12 protein-coding genes are annotated in these 12,447 nt (G+C 54.9%); 6 read left to right on the top strand and 6 right to left on the bottom strand.

The window, feature by feature from the left end; genetic code table 11:
• Positions 1-247: 247 nt before the first annotated feature.
• The 3 genes from CLV58_RS05050 to CLV58_RS05040 all read right to left on the bottom strand — a co-directional run bounded on the left by CLV58_RS05050 (position 248) and on the right by CLV58_RS05040 (position 3,816).
• Positions 248-775, bottom strand: a complete 528-nt coding sequence (locus tag CLV58_RS05050) for a 5' nucleotidase, NT5C type (RefSeq protein WP_106136682.1) — start codon at positions 773-775, stop codon at positions 248-250.
• Between the two features lie 236 nt (positions 776-1,011).
• Positions 1,012-2,490 carry a dihydrolipoamide acetyltransferase family protein gene (locus CLV58_RS05045; RefSeq protein WP_245882212.1) on the bottom strand — a complete coding sequence of 493 codons (1,479 nt, stop codon included), beginning with the start codon at positions 2,488-2,490 and terminating at the stop codon, positions 1,012-1,014.
• A 75-nt stretch (positions 2,491-2,565) separates the two neighbouring features.
• Positions 2,566-3,816: a competence/damage-inducible protein A gene (locus tag CLV58_RS05040; protein ID WP_106136680.1), complete on the bottom strand. Its 1,251-nt coding sequence runs from the start codon at positions 3,814-3,816 to the stop codon at positions 2,566-2,568.
• A gap of 107 nt (positions 3,817-3,923) precedes the next feature.
• On the opposite strand from CLV58_RS05040, the gene CLV58_RS05035 reads away from it, so the two are divergent.
• On the top strand, positions 3,924-4,688 hold the full coding sequence (locus CLV58_RS05035; protein WP_106136679.1) for a DUF4197 domain-containing protein: 765 nt from the start codon (positions 3,924-3,926) through the stop codon (positions 4,686-4,688).
• A gap of 76 nt (positions 4,689-4,764) precedes the next feature.
• Here the strand turns inward: CLV58_RS05035 and CLV58_RS05030 are convergent, their stop codons facing one another.
• Together CLV58_RS05030 and CLV58_RS05025 are read right to left on the bottom strand one after the other, a co-directional pair.
• Positions 4,765-5,148, bottom strand: coding sequence for a group III truncated hemoglobin (locus CLV58_RS05030; RefSeq protein ID WP_106136678.1), 384 nt, complete (start codon positions 5,146-5,148; stop codon positions 4,765-4,767).
• A gap of 13 nt (positions 5,149-5,161) precedes the next feature.
• Positions 5,162-5,506, bottom strand: a complete 345-nt coding sequence (locus tag CLV58_RS05025; RefSeq protein ID WP_106136741.1) for an ArsC family reductase — start codon at positions 5,504-5,506, stop codon at positions 5,162-5,164.
• A 210-nt stretch (positions 5,507-5,716) separates the two neighbouring features.
• On the opposite strand from CLV58_RS05025, the gene gldC reads away from it, so the two are divergent.
• From gldC to CLV58_RS05010, 3 genes are all read left to right on the top strand, one after another.
• Positions 5,717-6,073: a gliding motility protein GldC gene (gene gldC, locus CLV58_RS05020; protein ID WP_106136677.1), complete on the top strand. Its 357-nt coding sequence runs from the start codon at positions 5,717-5,719 to the stop codon at positions 6,071-6,073.
• 30 nt (positions 6,074-6,103) lie between these two features.
• The gene (locus CLV58_RS05015; RefSeq protein ID WP_106136676.1) at positions 6,104-7,309 is read left to right on the top strand and encodes a thioredoxin family protein; all 1,206 of its coding nucleotides are present in this window, start codon (positions 6,104-6,106) and stop codon (positions 7,307-7,309) included.
• A gap of 218 nt (positions 7,310-7,527) precedes the next feature.
• A complete protein-coding gene (locus CLV58_RS05010; protein ID WP_106136675.1) occupies positions 7,528-8,784 on the top strand; it encodes an asparagine synthetase B in 1,257 nt (418 codons plus the stop codon).
• Between the two features lie 142 nt (positions 8,785-8,926).
• Here the strand turns inward: CLV58_RS05010 and CLV58_RS05005 are convergent, their stop codons facing one another.
• Positions 8,927-9,859, bottom strand: a complete 933-nt coding sequence (locus tag CLV58_RS05005; protein ID WP_106136674.1) for an NADP-dependent oxidoreductase — start codon at positions 9,857-9,859, stop codon at positions 8,927-8,929.
• A gap of 256 nt (positions 9,860-10,115) precedes the next feature.
• On the opposite strand from CLV58_RS05005, the gene CLV58_RS05000 reads away from it, so the two are divergent.
• Together CLV58_RS05000 and CLV58_RS04995 are read left to right on the top strand one after the other, a co-directional pair.
• Positions 10,116-10,598, top strand: a complete 483-nt coding sequence (locus CLV58_RS05000; RefSeq protein WP_106136673.1) for a response regulator — start codon at positions 10,116-10,118, stop codon at positions 10,596-10,598.
• Between the two features lie 340 nt (positions 10,599-10,938).
• Positions 10,939-12,447: an ankyrin repeat domain-containing protein gene (locus tag CLV58_RS04995; RefSeq protein WP_106136672.1), complete on the top strand. Its 1,509-nt coding sequence runs from the start codon at positions 10,939-10,941 to the stop codon at positions 12,445-12,447.

The following is a 12,447-nucleotide window of genomic DNA, read 5'->3' as shown; positions in this document are numbered from 1 at the left end:
CGATAATTACAGTTCAAGATTGTCTGAACTGTGATTCGCGTGATCAATTGATTTGCCTGATTGAAGAATCATAGTCTATCAGCGTAATCAGCGATAATCACAGTTCAAGATTGTCTGAACTATGATCCGTCTGATTGATTTGATTGCGTTGATTTCAGCGAGAAGAATCATAGTCTATCAGCGTAATCAGCGATAATCACAGTTCAAGACAATCACACGGGGCCGCCCGGCGGTTCAGGACACAGACCTACAGCAGTGCTTTAGCGATGTCCTGCCACGAGCGCATGCGTCTAAACTCGGTGTCGTCGCGGTTATGCAGCGCGTCGAACAGAAGTCCTTCACCGTCGAACGTACGGAGGTTGCGCGGTAAGTCATCGATTAGGTACGCTGTGTTCAGCACGCTCTTGTCGCCCAGGAACACGTAGTTACGCCAGGAAATGGCCGGGAAATGCTCCTGAAGCCAATCCCATTTCTCGCGGAGGGAGTTTGGGAACTCCTGGGCAGCTGTGGCGATGAATATGTCATACTTGGTCATCAAATCCGCGATAACGTCCTGCGCGCCGTCCATAACGGGAATGTCGCGGAAGAAGCCGACCTCGTAGACCCGGTTCGAAATCGCTGCGTACTCGTCTTCGTCGAATAGTTCGTGAAACGATTTTTCTTTCAGCTCCTCCAGCGTGTAGCGGGCTGTTTCGCCTTCCAGATACAAACGAACAAATTTGGCGTGTGTGTCGGCCATGACGTCGTCCATATCGATGGCAATACGTTGTTTCATAGTTTGAGTTGTAGTGATGATTGTCTTGAGTCTTGAACTGTGATTCGTCTGATTTCGCTGATGGGCTGTGATTATTCTCGCTGAAATCAACGCAATCATATCAATCACGCGAATCGTAGTCTTGAACTGTGATTGTCGCTGATTACACTGATGGGCTATGATTCTTCTCGCTGATTACACTGATTAACCGTGATTATTCAATCAGCGCAATCAAATCAATCCGCGATAATCACAGTTCAGAATGATTCAGGGTTGAATTGCTCCAGATAATCGGCGACCCGGCGGACGAACTGACCACCCAGCGACCCGTCGACGACGCGGTGATCGTAGGAGTGCGAGAGAAACATTAGTTGCCGGATACCGATAAAATCACCCTGTGGAGTTTCGATAACGGCCGGTTTCTTGACGATAGCGCCAAACGCCATGATCGCCACCTGGGGTTGTACGATGATCGGTGTGCCCATCAGGTTACCGAACGTACCGATGTTGGAAATTGTGTACGTACCCCCCGCCAGATCGTCGGCGGTAAGCTTGTTTTCTCGGGCACGCTTGGTCAGATCGTTGACTTTCGTAGTCAGACCAATCAGGTTGTACTGACCTGCATCATGGATAACTGGCACGATCAGGTTGCCATTCGGTAGCGCCACAGCCAAACCGATGTTGATGGCTTTCTTGACCCGGATGCTATCGCCTTCAACCGATACGTTGATCATCGGGAAGTCACGAATCGCCTTTACCACCGCGTCGACCAGAATAGGCGTGTACGTGATGTTTTCGCCCGTCTGCTTTTTAAACGAGTCTTTGACCCGATTGCGCCACTCGACAACGTTTGTCAGATCGGCTTCGACAAACGAGCTGACGTGGGGCGACGTTTGCTTCGATTCGATCATTCGTTGCGCAATCATCTTCCGCATCCGGTCCATCTGAATCAGGTCATTCTGGCCGCTCACTGAACCATTGACTGCCGGGGTGGGAGTCGGTTTGGGTGCTGTGGGGGCTTGGGCCGATCTCGAATCAGCGGCTGGCTTGGGCGTAGCCGCCGGGGCCGGCCCTTCGGCCCGTTCCAGCACATACGCCAGAATATCTTTTTTCGTCACCCGGTTTTCTGCGCCCGATCCCGGAATCCGATCGAGTTCATCGCGCGATACGTTTTCTTCCCGGGCAATGTTCAGCACCAACGGCGAATAAAACCGGTCGGTAAACAGGGGGGCGTCGTCGGCCAGGCGGGTAGGGGAAGCAGCTACCGCTTTTTCTACCGGGGATGGCCGGCTGCTCATGGCCGAAATAGACGCTTCCATTTCCCGCGCTGACTCGGCTATCTCATCCATTGATTCGCTGGTTGGTCCGGCCGCTACGGGCTGGGTGGGATCAGGGCCGTTGTCTACGTCCGGTTTGGCAACGTCGCCAATACCGACCGGCGCTTGATCCGGTGATTCGGGCTGATCGGCGGGGGGAGTTTTGTCGACGGCTGCTCCCTCACTGACTTCGATACGCGCAATTGGGGCGCCGACGGCTACCACATCGCCATCGTTGACGAGCAGTTCGCGCAGAATGCCGTTATAGGAGGCTGGTACTTCTGTATCTACCTTGTCCGTAGCCACTTCCAGCAGCGATTCATCGACTTCGATCCGGTCACCGGGCTGTTTCAGCCACGAAATAACCGTACATTCCATAATACTCTCGCCCATTTTGGGCATCACCATTTCAGTAAGCATAGATGAAGGGTTTTCGGTTTTCAGTATACGGTTTTCGGTCGCTAGTTCTTTAAACCGTATACCGAAAACGGTATACTATTTTTCCAACTGCTCGCGCAGGAGGTTTAACAGATAGGTAGTCGTTAGCTGAATATTTTGGTCGCGGTACTGACTCAGCGTCAGCAGACGGGTACGGGTTTCGGCTGGTGTCGCCACCGCAATCCAGATGGTGCCGACGGGTTTGTCGGGTGTGCCGCCGTCGGGGCCGGCAATGCCGCTGGTCGCGATACCAACGTCGGTGTTTAGCGCCTTGCCTACGCCCTCGGCCATTTGTCGGATCGTTTCTTCGCTAACGGCCCCAACGGTTGCCAGCGTGTCGGGCGATACCCCGAGCTGGCTGACCTTGACATCGTTGCTGTAGCTGACAACGCTTCCCTGAAAATAAGCCGACGAGCCGGGCACACTGGTGATCCGGGCCGAGACAGCCCCTCCGGTGCAACTCTCGGCTATACCGAGCGTCCATTGTTTGGCGTTCAGCAACTGACCAACGATACGTTCCAGCGTGTCGTCATCGTAGCCATAGACGTACTGCTCAATGATTGGCAGAACGCTGGCTACCTGCTGATTGAGTTCGCGACTTAGCAAGGCATCGTCGGTGCCGGTTGCGGTAAGCCGAAGCCTCACCCCACCGAAACTGGGCAGGTACGCCAGCCGAATGTGCGGGGGGAGCGCGTCTTCCCAGGCTTCGATTCGCTCGGCCAGAAACGACTCGCCAATGCCCGCCGTCAGGATCATCTTGTGCTTGATGATCGGCGGGTTAAAATGCGCCTGTAGCTTCGGCAGAATCCGGTGCGTCATCAGATTTTTCATCTCGAATGGAACACCTGGCAACGATACATACACCCGGCCGTCGTGCTCAAACCACATGCCGGGAGCCGTTCCCCAGTCGTTCTGGATATACACGGCATTGGCAGGCAGGTCGGCCTGGCCCCGGTTCAGATCCGTCATGGGGCGACCCCGTTTCTCAAAAAAACCGGTCACGACAGCCAGGGCCGTTTCGTTGCGGACCATACCTACCCCAAAATAATCGCAGAGCGTTTTCTTGGTGATGTCGTCTTTCGTCGGCCCCAGTCCGCCCGTGATGATGATGACGTTAGCTCGGTCGTGCGCTTCGCGGAGAACAGCCAGAATAGCGCTTGCCTGATCGCCAACCGACGACTTACGAACGACCCGGATGCCGATGTTTGTCAGTTCGGTGCCGATCCACTGGGTGTTGGTATCGGTAATCTGACCGAAGAGAATTTCGTCGCCGATGGTAACTACTTCGGCGCTGATGGAGTTGGTCATACTATATAGAGTGCCGCTGCCGACTTAACGAAGTCGGTCAACTGACGAAAAATAGATTAAACGTTCCGCCGGTTGGGCGGTCAAAAGTACACAAAACACCTAAGTACATGAACAAGATGATTTGTCTGGCTGTTTGCCTGACCCCGCTTTTCGTAACGCCCGCGCTGGCCCAGGATTCGTCGAAAACACAGCAACCGGCCAAGCGCGGTATCTTCGGACAGATACTTGATCAGGTTACGGGCGGAAGTTCAGCGTCAATCGGTGGGTTGAGCAGCAACGAAATCGCGTCGGGGCTGAAAGAGGCCTTACGCATCGGTATCAGCAAAGGGGCCGATCAGGCATCGGCAACGAATGGCTTTTTCGGTAACGCGCTGATTCGGCTGGCGTTCCCGCCCGAAGCGCAGAAAGTAGCGACCCGGCTCCGGCAGATTGGCCTGGGCGCGCAGGTCGACAAGTTCGAACTGTCGCTGAACCGGGCCGCCGAAGATGCTGCCAAGAAAGCAAAGCCCGTATTCGTCAAAGCCATCACGTCGATGAGCATTCAGGATGCGGTGGGTATTCTGCGCGGGTCCGATACGGCGGCTACGGCCTATCTTCGCCGGACGTCGGGTCAGGAACTAGTGTCGCAATTCACACCCATCGTCGATAGTACACTCAAGCTGAACAGCGCTACCCGCTACTACGGCGATCTGGTAAACACCTATAACCGCCTGCCATTCGTGCAGAAAGTTAACCCCGACCTGACGCAGTACGCCACTAACAAAGCCGTCGACGGGCTGTTTTTGCTGGTCGCCCAGGAAGAGAAAAAGATCCGCGAAAACCCGGCCGCCCGCGTTACGGAGTTGCTGAAACGGGTGTTCGGGCGACAATAATTTCGGTTTACGGTATTCAGTTTACGGCCTGCGTCGCATAAGTAGACCAAACTGTAAACTGCATACCGTAAACTGACTACCCATTCAAATAGGCCAGCTTCTGATTCCAGACGACGGCGATCTGCGTGGCGCGTAGCCGGACATCGTCGGCGGTCTGGCCTTCGAAACGCTCGGTCAGGGTCTGGGTGAACAGCTGAAGCCACCGCTCGAAATGCTCGACCCGCAAGGTGTGCTTCTGGTTGACAAGCAGGTGCGGGCGGAAGGGATGACCGTGGTAGACGTTGTTACCCAGAATGATGTTTTCCCAGAAGGCGTACATCTTGGGCAGGTGATGCGCCCAGTCGACCTGCGCGACGTCGGTAAAGATTGGTGCCAGCAGCGGGTCGACCTGTATTTTTTCGTAGAACGAATCCACCAGCAGCCGAATGGCCTCCGGCGAATCCAGCAATCGTTTGGTCATGTCGAGGAGGAAGTTACAGGAAAGCCTCCGTATACTGCTCCCCTGAAAAACCCAACGCAACGACCCGCCCGTTTTGTTCGATCAGGGGCCGGCGAATGACCGAGGGCTTCTCCAGCATCAGCGTAATGGCGCCGTCGGCATCAGTAGGCCGCTCGGCTTCCGGCAGTTTCCGCCAGGTCTGCCCATTCTGATTGACCAGCTGCGTCCACGGCATCTGCGTCAGCCAGCGCACCAGCGTCAGCCGGTCGACTCCCTGCTTTTTATAATCGTAGAACTGATAGTCGACGTCGTTTTCGGCCAGCCACGCACGGGCTTTCTTGACCGTGTCGCAGTTGGGGATAGCATATAGAGTGTACATGGCTGGTAGTCGGTTTACGGTATACAGTTTACGGTTTTCGGCGTACAGTTCGTGGTGATCTGGCTGTGCTGATGCGATAGCCACCGACGTGTCGGACTACCGTGAACCGTGTACAGAATACCGTAAACTCGGTCACAAAGGACGCGATTCCGGTGGAAGTTTGGAAGCTGACGGCGGGCGTTTTGGGATGGGCTGCGTAAATTTGCTAGTATGAAAAAGTCTGACATTCATTTTACCGTCGAACTCGACAACCAGAATATCCCGGATAAAATCTATTGGGACGCCACCGAAAACCCGAACGAAGGGTTGAGCGACACCCGCGCCATCGCCATTGCGCTCTGGGATCACTACAAAACCGGCACCCTCAAAATCGACCTCTGGACCAAAGAGATGGAAGTGATCGACATGAAGCGCTTCCTGATCGAAATCATGAGTGGCCTGGCCGATACGGCGATCAACGCTACCAATGACAAGCAGATGGCCACCGACATTGAAAATACCTGCAGGGTACTGAGCAAGCGTCTCGACGAAGAAATCAAGCAGCAACGTCAACAGCAATCCAACTAAACCGGGTTACGGCCCGCCCCTTACCTCTGCATGAAAAAACTCCTCGCGCTGCTGCTGCTGACGCATCTGGCTATGGGACAGAAAACCGCGACCAAATCGGGCGGCATTCAGTTCAAGTCAGGGCCGGTAGCGGGCATTTTTCAGGAAGCCCGCCGGACGGGAAAGCCCGTCTTCATCGAAATCTTCTCGCCAACCTGCCACGTCTGCCAAAGTTTTGTGCCCACGCTGGCCGATAGCCGGGTAGGTCGTTTTTACAACGACAAGTTCGTCAGTACCAAGCTGGACATCGCCCTGCCGTCGACGCAGCAGTTTCTGAACAGTCAGAAGTTGTTTGTGCCGTCGCTGCCGCTGTTTCTTTTCTTCGACTCGCAGCAGAACATGATTCACTTCGCGATGAGTAACAACTCCGTCGACGAAGTGATCCGGCAGGGAACAATCGCGCTCAACCCGCAGACGCGCAGCCAGAACATGAAGGCGCGCTACCAGCAGGGTGAACGCGGAGCTAATTTCCTGATCGACTATGCCATGCAGTGCCGGGTGACGAAAGATACGGCGTCTGGGATCGCGGCCATGAACGACTACGCCAAAACGCAGTCGCCGGCCAACTATGCCAGTCAGACCAACTACCTCGCGCTGCAAAAGCTTGTGCTCGACTTCGAGAATCCGATGGCGCAGTACATGTTTGCTAACCTGGGCAAGTACAAGCAGTACGACAACGAGAATTTTACGGCTCATCAGGTGGCGGAAAATATTCTGATGTCGTCGCTGTACAGCGGCCGGGGGGCGCAGTACCCAATCAGTAAAATTCTTCAGATTCGGCAGGATCTGGTGAAGATTGGTATCGAGCCGAAAGTAGCGGCCAACCGGACACTGTTGCCCGAGGTGAACGCGTATTTCCGCGCCCGGCAAACGGCGAAAGCGGTCGAGCGGATGGACAACCAGACGACGTCGAACCAACTGTCGGTGCCGGAGTACATCTACATCGCGCACTTGTTCAACCGCTCCAGCCCGGACCCCAGCGACGTGCCGACGGTCGTGAAATGGACGAGCAAGGGACTGGCCATGAAACCACCGGCGAAAGAACAGTCTGACCTGTACTACGAGCAGGCCGAAGCGTACCGTCGGGCTGGCAAGGTGGCTGAAGCCCGTACGGCTGCGCAGAAGTCGATGGAGCAGGCGCGTGCCGGTGGCATCAGTACGGCGCGCAATACCGAGCAGCTAAGCCGGTTGAAGTAACGAGTCACGAATAGCATCATCCAATCGGGGTCTTTGCGAGGTAGTCAACAGCTGCTTGGCGAAGACCCCGATTTGCGTATACGGTCATTCCGGCAAAAAACGCTATCTTTCGTTTATGGGCAAGTGAGTAGGAATCAGCGGGTTTCCTGCTTCAGCAAGTAAGCCGTAACGAATCATAAGCAGGATGTTGTCGAACGAGTTGCCGAAACGTGTGGCGTATGAAACAGTTGCTTCTGTTGGGCTTGCTGGCCGGGTCGCTGATGGCGCGGGCCAATTCACTACTGATACCGATGGACGACCGACAGGCCAACCACCTCAAAGCCTACGGTATCGCCTATAAAGTGCTGAAAGACGATCAGGAGGTCGACTGGCTGATCAACTACCGGGGCGGCAGCTTCATGGTCAGACAAAGCGCGGCCGTCGAAACGGAGTGTCGGGTGCGGGGGGTCTCGTTCGAAACCATTTCCGACGCGCAGGCGGCAGCGATCAGGCAGAAACTGGCCGATCCCGACCTGAACATGGACGTGGTAACGCTGCACAAGGCGGCTAAAATCATTGTCTATTCGCCGATTAAAATCAGCCCGTCGGAATTCGAAAATACCGATGCCGTACTGCTCGTGCTGACCTATGCCGAGATTCCGTACGAGGTCGTGTACGACGAAGAAATCCTCAAGGGCGAACTACCCAAGTACGACTGGCTACACCTGCACCACGAAGATTTTACGGGGCAGTTCGGGCGGAATCTCCACCGGCAGACGTTGACCGACATCAAGGCGCAGGAAGACATTGCCCGGCGATACGGCTTTGCGAAAGTGTCGCAGATGAAGCTGGCCGTGGCCAAAAGTATCAAGTCGTTCTGCGCCGGGGGCGGCTATCTGTTCGCGATGTGTTCGGGGGCCGAAACGCTCGACATTGCCCTGGCGGCCGAGGGGGTAGACATTGTGGGTAGCGCCTACGACGGCGATGGGGTCGATGCGGATGCCCAGCGCAAGCTTGATTACAGCAAGTGCCTGGCGTTTCACAACTTCACGCTGGAAGGCGACAATGGCTACCGGGGCTTTTCTACGTTCTCCGACATCAACGCTACCGGTGTGGGCGGCTACGATCAGCCGGGTGGTTATTTTCAGCTATTCAACTTCTCCGCCAAGTGGGACGCCATTCCGGCCATGCTGACGCAGAACCACGAAACCGTTATCCGGGAATTTTTCGGGCAAACGACGGCCTTTCGTAAATCGACGGTCAAGCCCAGTACGTTGGTCATGGGGGAGGGAAAAACGTCGGACCGCTACATCTACGGTGAAGTCGGGAAAGGGCAGTGGACGTTCTACGGCGGGCATGACCCCGAGGGGATACGGGGTGGGGGCGGCTGGCGCAATCCGACCGATCTGAATCTACACCCGCATTCACCCGGCTACCGGCTGATTCTCAACAACGTGCTGTTTCCATCGGCCCGAAAGAAGAAGCGCAAGACGTAATGTTTTTGGACAGGATTACAGGATTTGATTTGTAGTGTCAACCAACAGCTTCGACGGAGAATGGGTCGGGGACCTGACACCAATACCATTGCAAGAATTGGATACACAACGAATCCTGTCAATCTTGTAATCCTGTCTATACTTAAAAATGCAGCACGATTTTACCGGTGGTACGGCGGCTTTCCAGCTGTCGGTGCGCGTCGGCGATCAGGTCGGCGGGGAGTACTTCACTTACTTCGATGCGTAGTTTTCCGGCGTCAATCAACGCGTTGATTTTGCGGAGGTCGTCGCCACTCGTGTGTACCAGAATGCGCTCGGCGCTAATGTCGGGGCGCTCCGCCAGTACCTTGTCCATCGCTCCGTACGCGATCGAAATCAGTCGGCCACCGGGTTTCAGGACTTCCGCCGACTGAAAAATGGTATCGGCACCTACCGTGTCGAACACCAGATCAATGTCGTTCAGCGTATGGCCGATGTCAGTCGTCGTGTAATCGAAAAACTCATCGACGCCCAGCGACCGGACGAACGCTTCGTTTTTTCCCGACGCCGTGCCGATCACCGTTGCACCAAGTGCTTTCGCCAGCTGAACGGCCAGGTGACCAACTCCCCCCGACGCTGCCTGTATCAGCACCGTTTGCCCTGCCTGTAGATGACCATGTTCGGTAAGCGCCTGCCAGGCCGTCAGAACAGCCAGCGGTGCTGCGGCCGCCTGTGTGTAGGTGAGCTTAGCGGGTTTGAGAGCCAGGTCGGCGGCTGGGGCAGCTACGTATTCGGCATAGGCCTGCCCCGGATTCGGGAAGTTGACCATACCGTACACCGCATCGCCTTGCTTAAAATCGGTGACGCTGCTACCGACCGCCACGACGTCGCCCGCCATGTCCCAGCCCAGTATGATGGGGTGCGTATACTGCTTGGCGTAAGGGGCCGTACCGCTGCGCGTTTTGTAATCAGCCGGATTTACGCCGAACGCTTTTACCTGAACCAGTACTTCGTTAGGCTGGATGACCGGGTTCGGAACGTCGCGTACCGAAAAGTTACTGGCATCGCCCCAGTCGCTTAAAACAACAGCTTTCATGATCGAGAATGGTTAATGATTCTGTGATGGTAACAGGACTGCTTCGGGAACAATTCATTAGCGGGTTTGGGCGTCAGCGTGGGTGAACGACCTACCGTCCAGTAAATTTGCCTGGTAATACACCAACGCTATGGAAATTTTGTAAGTCCATAGCATCCAAACAAATCGGTATTCCGTAGGTATGGCGAAAATATGACCGGGCATTCGCCGGCATGGTTACGCTAACAAAACGCTTACCGCATCTTAACGTGTCTCTATGTTCGCAAAATCTACTCCGTTGATTTATTTGGTTGATGACGACGACGATGATCGGTACCTGTTGCAGACTATCTTCGACAATCATCACAGTGCGTGTTCGGTTCGTGTGTTTACCAGTGGAGCGGATTTAATAACCCATCTGACGCATCAGCTCGATGGTCGATTGCCAGACCTGATTATCATGGATCTGCACATGCCCATGTTCAATGGCTTTGAGCTGCTGTCACGGTTGAAGCAGAACCAGGATTATAAAGGCATTCCGGTCGCGATTCTGTCGGACTCTGATGCGAACGAGCACCGGGATCGCTGCTATCAGCTGGGCACAAACGAGTTCCTGACCAAGACGTTCAGCATAACGAAGATGGCTGCGGAAATTCAGCACCTTGAGCAGTATTGGTTGCAAAAAGAACGGTGCCGTACGGGAAACAACGCATCATCCCTGGCGAAACTGTTTGACTTCGACCACCTGCCCTTGAACTAAACACCCTGATTAACTGGCTTCGTCAACGACCCCTGCTTCACTCCTGGAGCAGGGGTTTTATATGTGTCCCTCCCTGACACGACGGCTAATAAGCGGTACTGTTAGATGACGTACGCGGTCAGCCATCGATTTGTGGCATGTAAACCGATGAAGTCGGGGGCACACTACGGACAACGTGTACGGATTTCCAGTCAGGTAAAGCGACGATTTAATCGAAAATTCAGGTCATTGGGCTACATCAGGCAAGTTGTTTAGAATGGATCTTATTAATTTGCAGCCGCTTATCGATAACTACACCAGTTTCATTCGTGCGTTAACCCCAGTCTCAGTCCATATCGTGATGAAACAACTCCTCAGCATTGCACTCGTCGGCGTAGCCCTGTCGGTGCAGGCGCAGAAAAATACGTTGCTGGAGCAATCGTTCTGGCAGGGAAAGCCTACTGTCGATCAGGTTAAGGCCGAAGTCGAAAAAGGGAACAGCCCTTCGCAGTTCAACCCGTCGAGTTTTGATCCCGTCGTGCTGGCGATCAACACGCAGGCACCCAACGAAACGATCAAATACCTCCTGGCGCAACCCGGTAATGGCGTCGACAAAATTACCCACGATAGCCGCAACTACCTGCACTGGGCTGCCATGCGCGACAATGTAGAGATCGTCGATTACCTACTCAGCAAGGGTGCCAAAACCAGCACGGAAGACAGCCACGGCGCTACCCCCCTGAACTTTGCGGCCGGTGCCGGCGTCACCGACCCACAGCTTTACGATAAACTGGTAAAGGCAGGGGCCAACCTGAAGAAAGACGTTAACCACGATGGTGCCAACGCGCTGCTGCTGGGCATTGCCAACGACAAAGACCTGAAGCTGACGGAGTATTTCGTCTCGAAAGGGGTGGACCTGAAAAGTACCGATGCCGCCGGTAACAACGCCTTTGGCTATGCCGCCCGTGGTGGTAACCTCGATGTGTTGAAAGCCTTGCAGCAGCGTGGAGTACCTGCCGATCCGAACGCGATGATTATGGCGGCACAGGGCTCGCGCCGGGGGCCTGCCCCGATGGAGGTGTTTCAATACCTGGAAAGCGTGGGCGTAAAGCCGTCGGCGGTGAATAAGACCGGTGAAAACGCGCTGCATGCGCTGGTGCGTCGGCCCGGTCAGACGGCCCTGATCGAGTACTTCCTGAGCAAAGGTGCTGATGTGAATCAGACCGATGAAGATGGTAACACGCCGTTTATGAATGCTGCTGCCAGTAACCGCGACCTGGCTACGCTGGAACGGCTGATGCCGAAGGTGAAAAACGTCAATCAGGGTAACGCGAAGGGAACAACCGCGCTGGCGATGGCGGTGCGGGGCAATTCGCCGGAAGTAGTCGCATTTCTGCTCGACAAAGGCGCTACCATCGGCGTGACCGACAAAGCGGGTGATAACGTAGCCGCTTACCTGATTCAGGGCTATCGCCCGATGGGTCCCGGACAGGCTGGTCCCGGACAGGCTGGTTCGCGTGGCGATGATTTCGGTGCCAAACTAGCCCTGCTTCAACAGAAAGGACTCGACGTGAAAGGGCCCCAGCAAAACGGCAATACGCTCTACCACCTGGCCGTTTCCAAAAACGACATGAGCCTGCTGAAAAAGCTGGAGCCGTTGCAGATCGACGTGAATGCGCGGAACAAAGAAGGCCTGACTGCCCTGCACAAGGCCGCGATGATCGCTAAAGACGACGCCATGATGAAGTACCTGCTGTCGATCGGCGCGAAGAAAGATATCTCGACCAACTTTAAAGAAACTGCCTACGACCTGGCCTCCGAAAACGAGTCGCTGTCGAAGGGTAATGTATCGCTTACTTTCCTGAAATAA

Source organism: Spirosoma oryzae (assembly GCF_003002825.1).
Lineage (GTDB): Bacteria > Bacteroidota > Bacteroidia > Cytophagales > Spirosomataceae > Spirosoma > Spirosoma oryzae.
The sequence above is the reverse complement of the archived record's forward strand: the minus strand, read 5'-3'. Positions and strand labels throughout refer to the sequence as shown.

Bases quoted from the DNA above. Each gene is read 5' to 3' on its own strand.
- CLV58_RS05035 (WP_106136679.1), top strand. From the start codon at position 3,924: ATGAACAAGATGATTTGTCTGGCTGTTTGCCTGACCCCGCTTTTCGTA.
- CLV58_RS05050 (WP_106136682.1), bottom strand. From the start codon at position 775: ATGAAACAACGTATTGCCATCGATATGGACGACGTCATGGCCGACACA.
- CLV58_RS05015 (WP_106136676.1), top strand. From the start codon at position 6,104: ATGAAAAAACTCCTCGCGCTGCTGCTGCTGACGCATCTGGCTATGGGA.
- CLV58_RS04995 (WP_106136672.1), top strand. From the start codon at position 10,939: ATGAAACAACTCCTCAGCATTGCACTCGTCGGCGTAGCCCTGTCGGTG.
- CLV58_RS05040 (WP_106136680.1), bottom strand. From the start codon at position 3,816: ATGACCAACTCCATCAGCGCCGAAGTAGTTACCATCGGCGACGAAATT.
- gldC (WP_106136677.1), top strand. From the start codon at position 5,717: ATGAAAAAGTCTGACATTCATTTTACCGTCGAACTCGACAACCAGAAT.
- CLV58_RS05025 (WP_106136741.1), bottom strand. From the start codon at position 5,506: ATGTACACTCTATATGCTATCCCCAACTGCGACACGGTCAAGAAAGCC.
- CLV58_RS05030 (WP_106136678.1), bottom strand. From the start codon at position 5,148: ATGACCAAACGATTGCTGGATTCGCCGGAGGCCATTCGGCTGCTGGTG.
- CLV58_RS05010 (WP_106136675.1), top strand. From the start codon at position 7,528: ATGAAACAGTTGCTTCTGTTGGGCTTGCTGGCCGGGTCGCTGATGGCG.
- CLV58_RS05000 (WP_106136673.1), top strand. From the start codon at position 10,116: ATGTTCGCAAAATCTACTCCGTTGATTTATTTGGTTGATGACGACGAC.
- CLV58_RS05005 (WP_106136674.1), bottom strand. From the start codon at position 9,859: ATGAAAGCTGTTGTTTTAAGCGACTGGGGCGATGCCAGTAACTTTTCG.
- CLV58_RS05045 (WP_245882212.1), bottom strand. From the start codon at position 2,490: ATGCTTACTGAAATGGTGATGCCCAAAATGGGCGAGAGTATTATGGAA.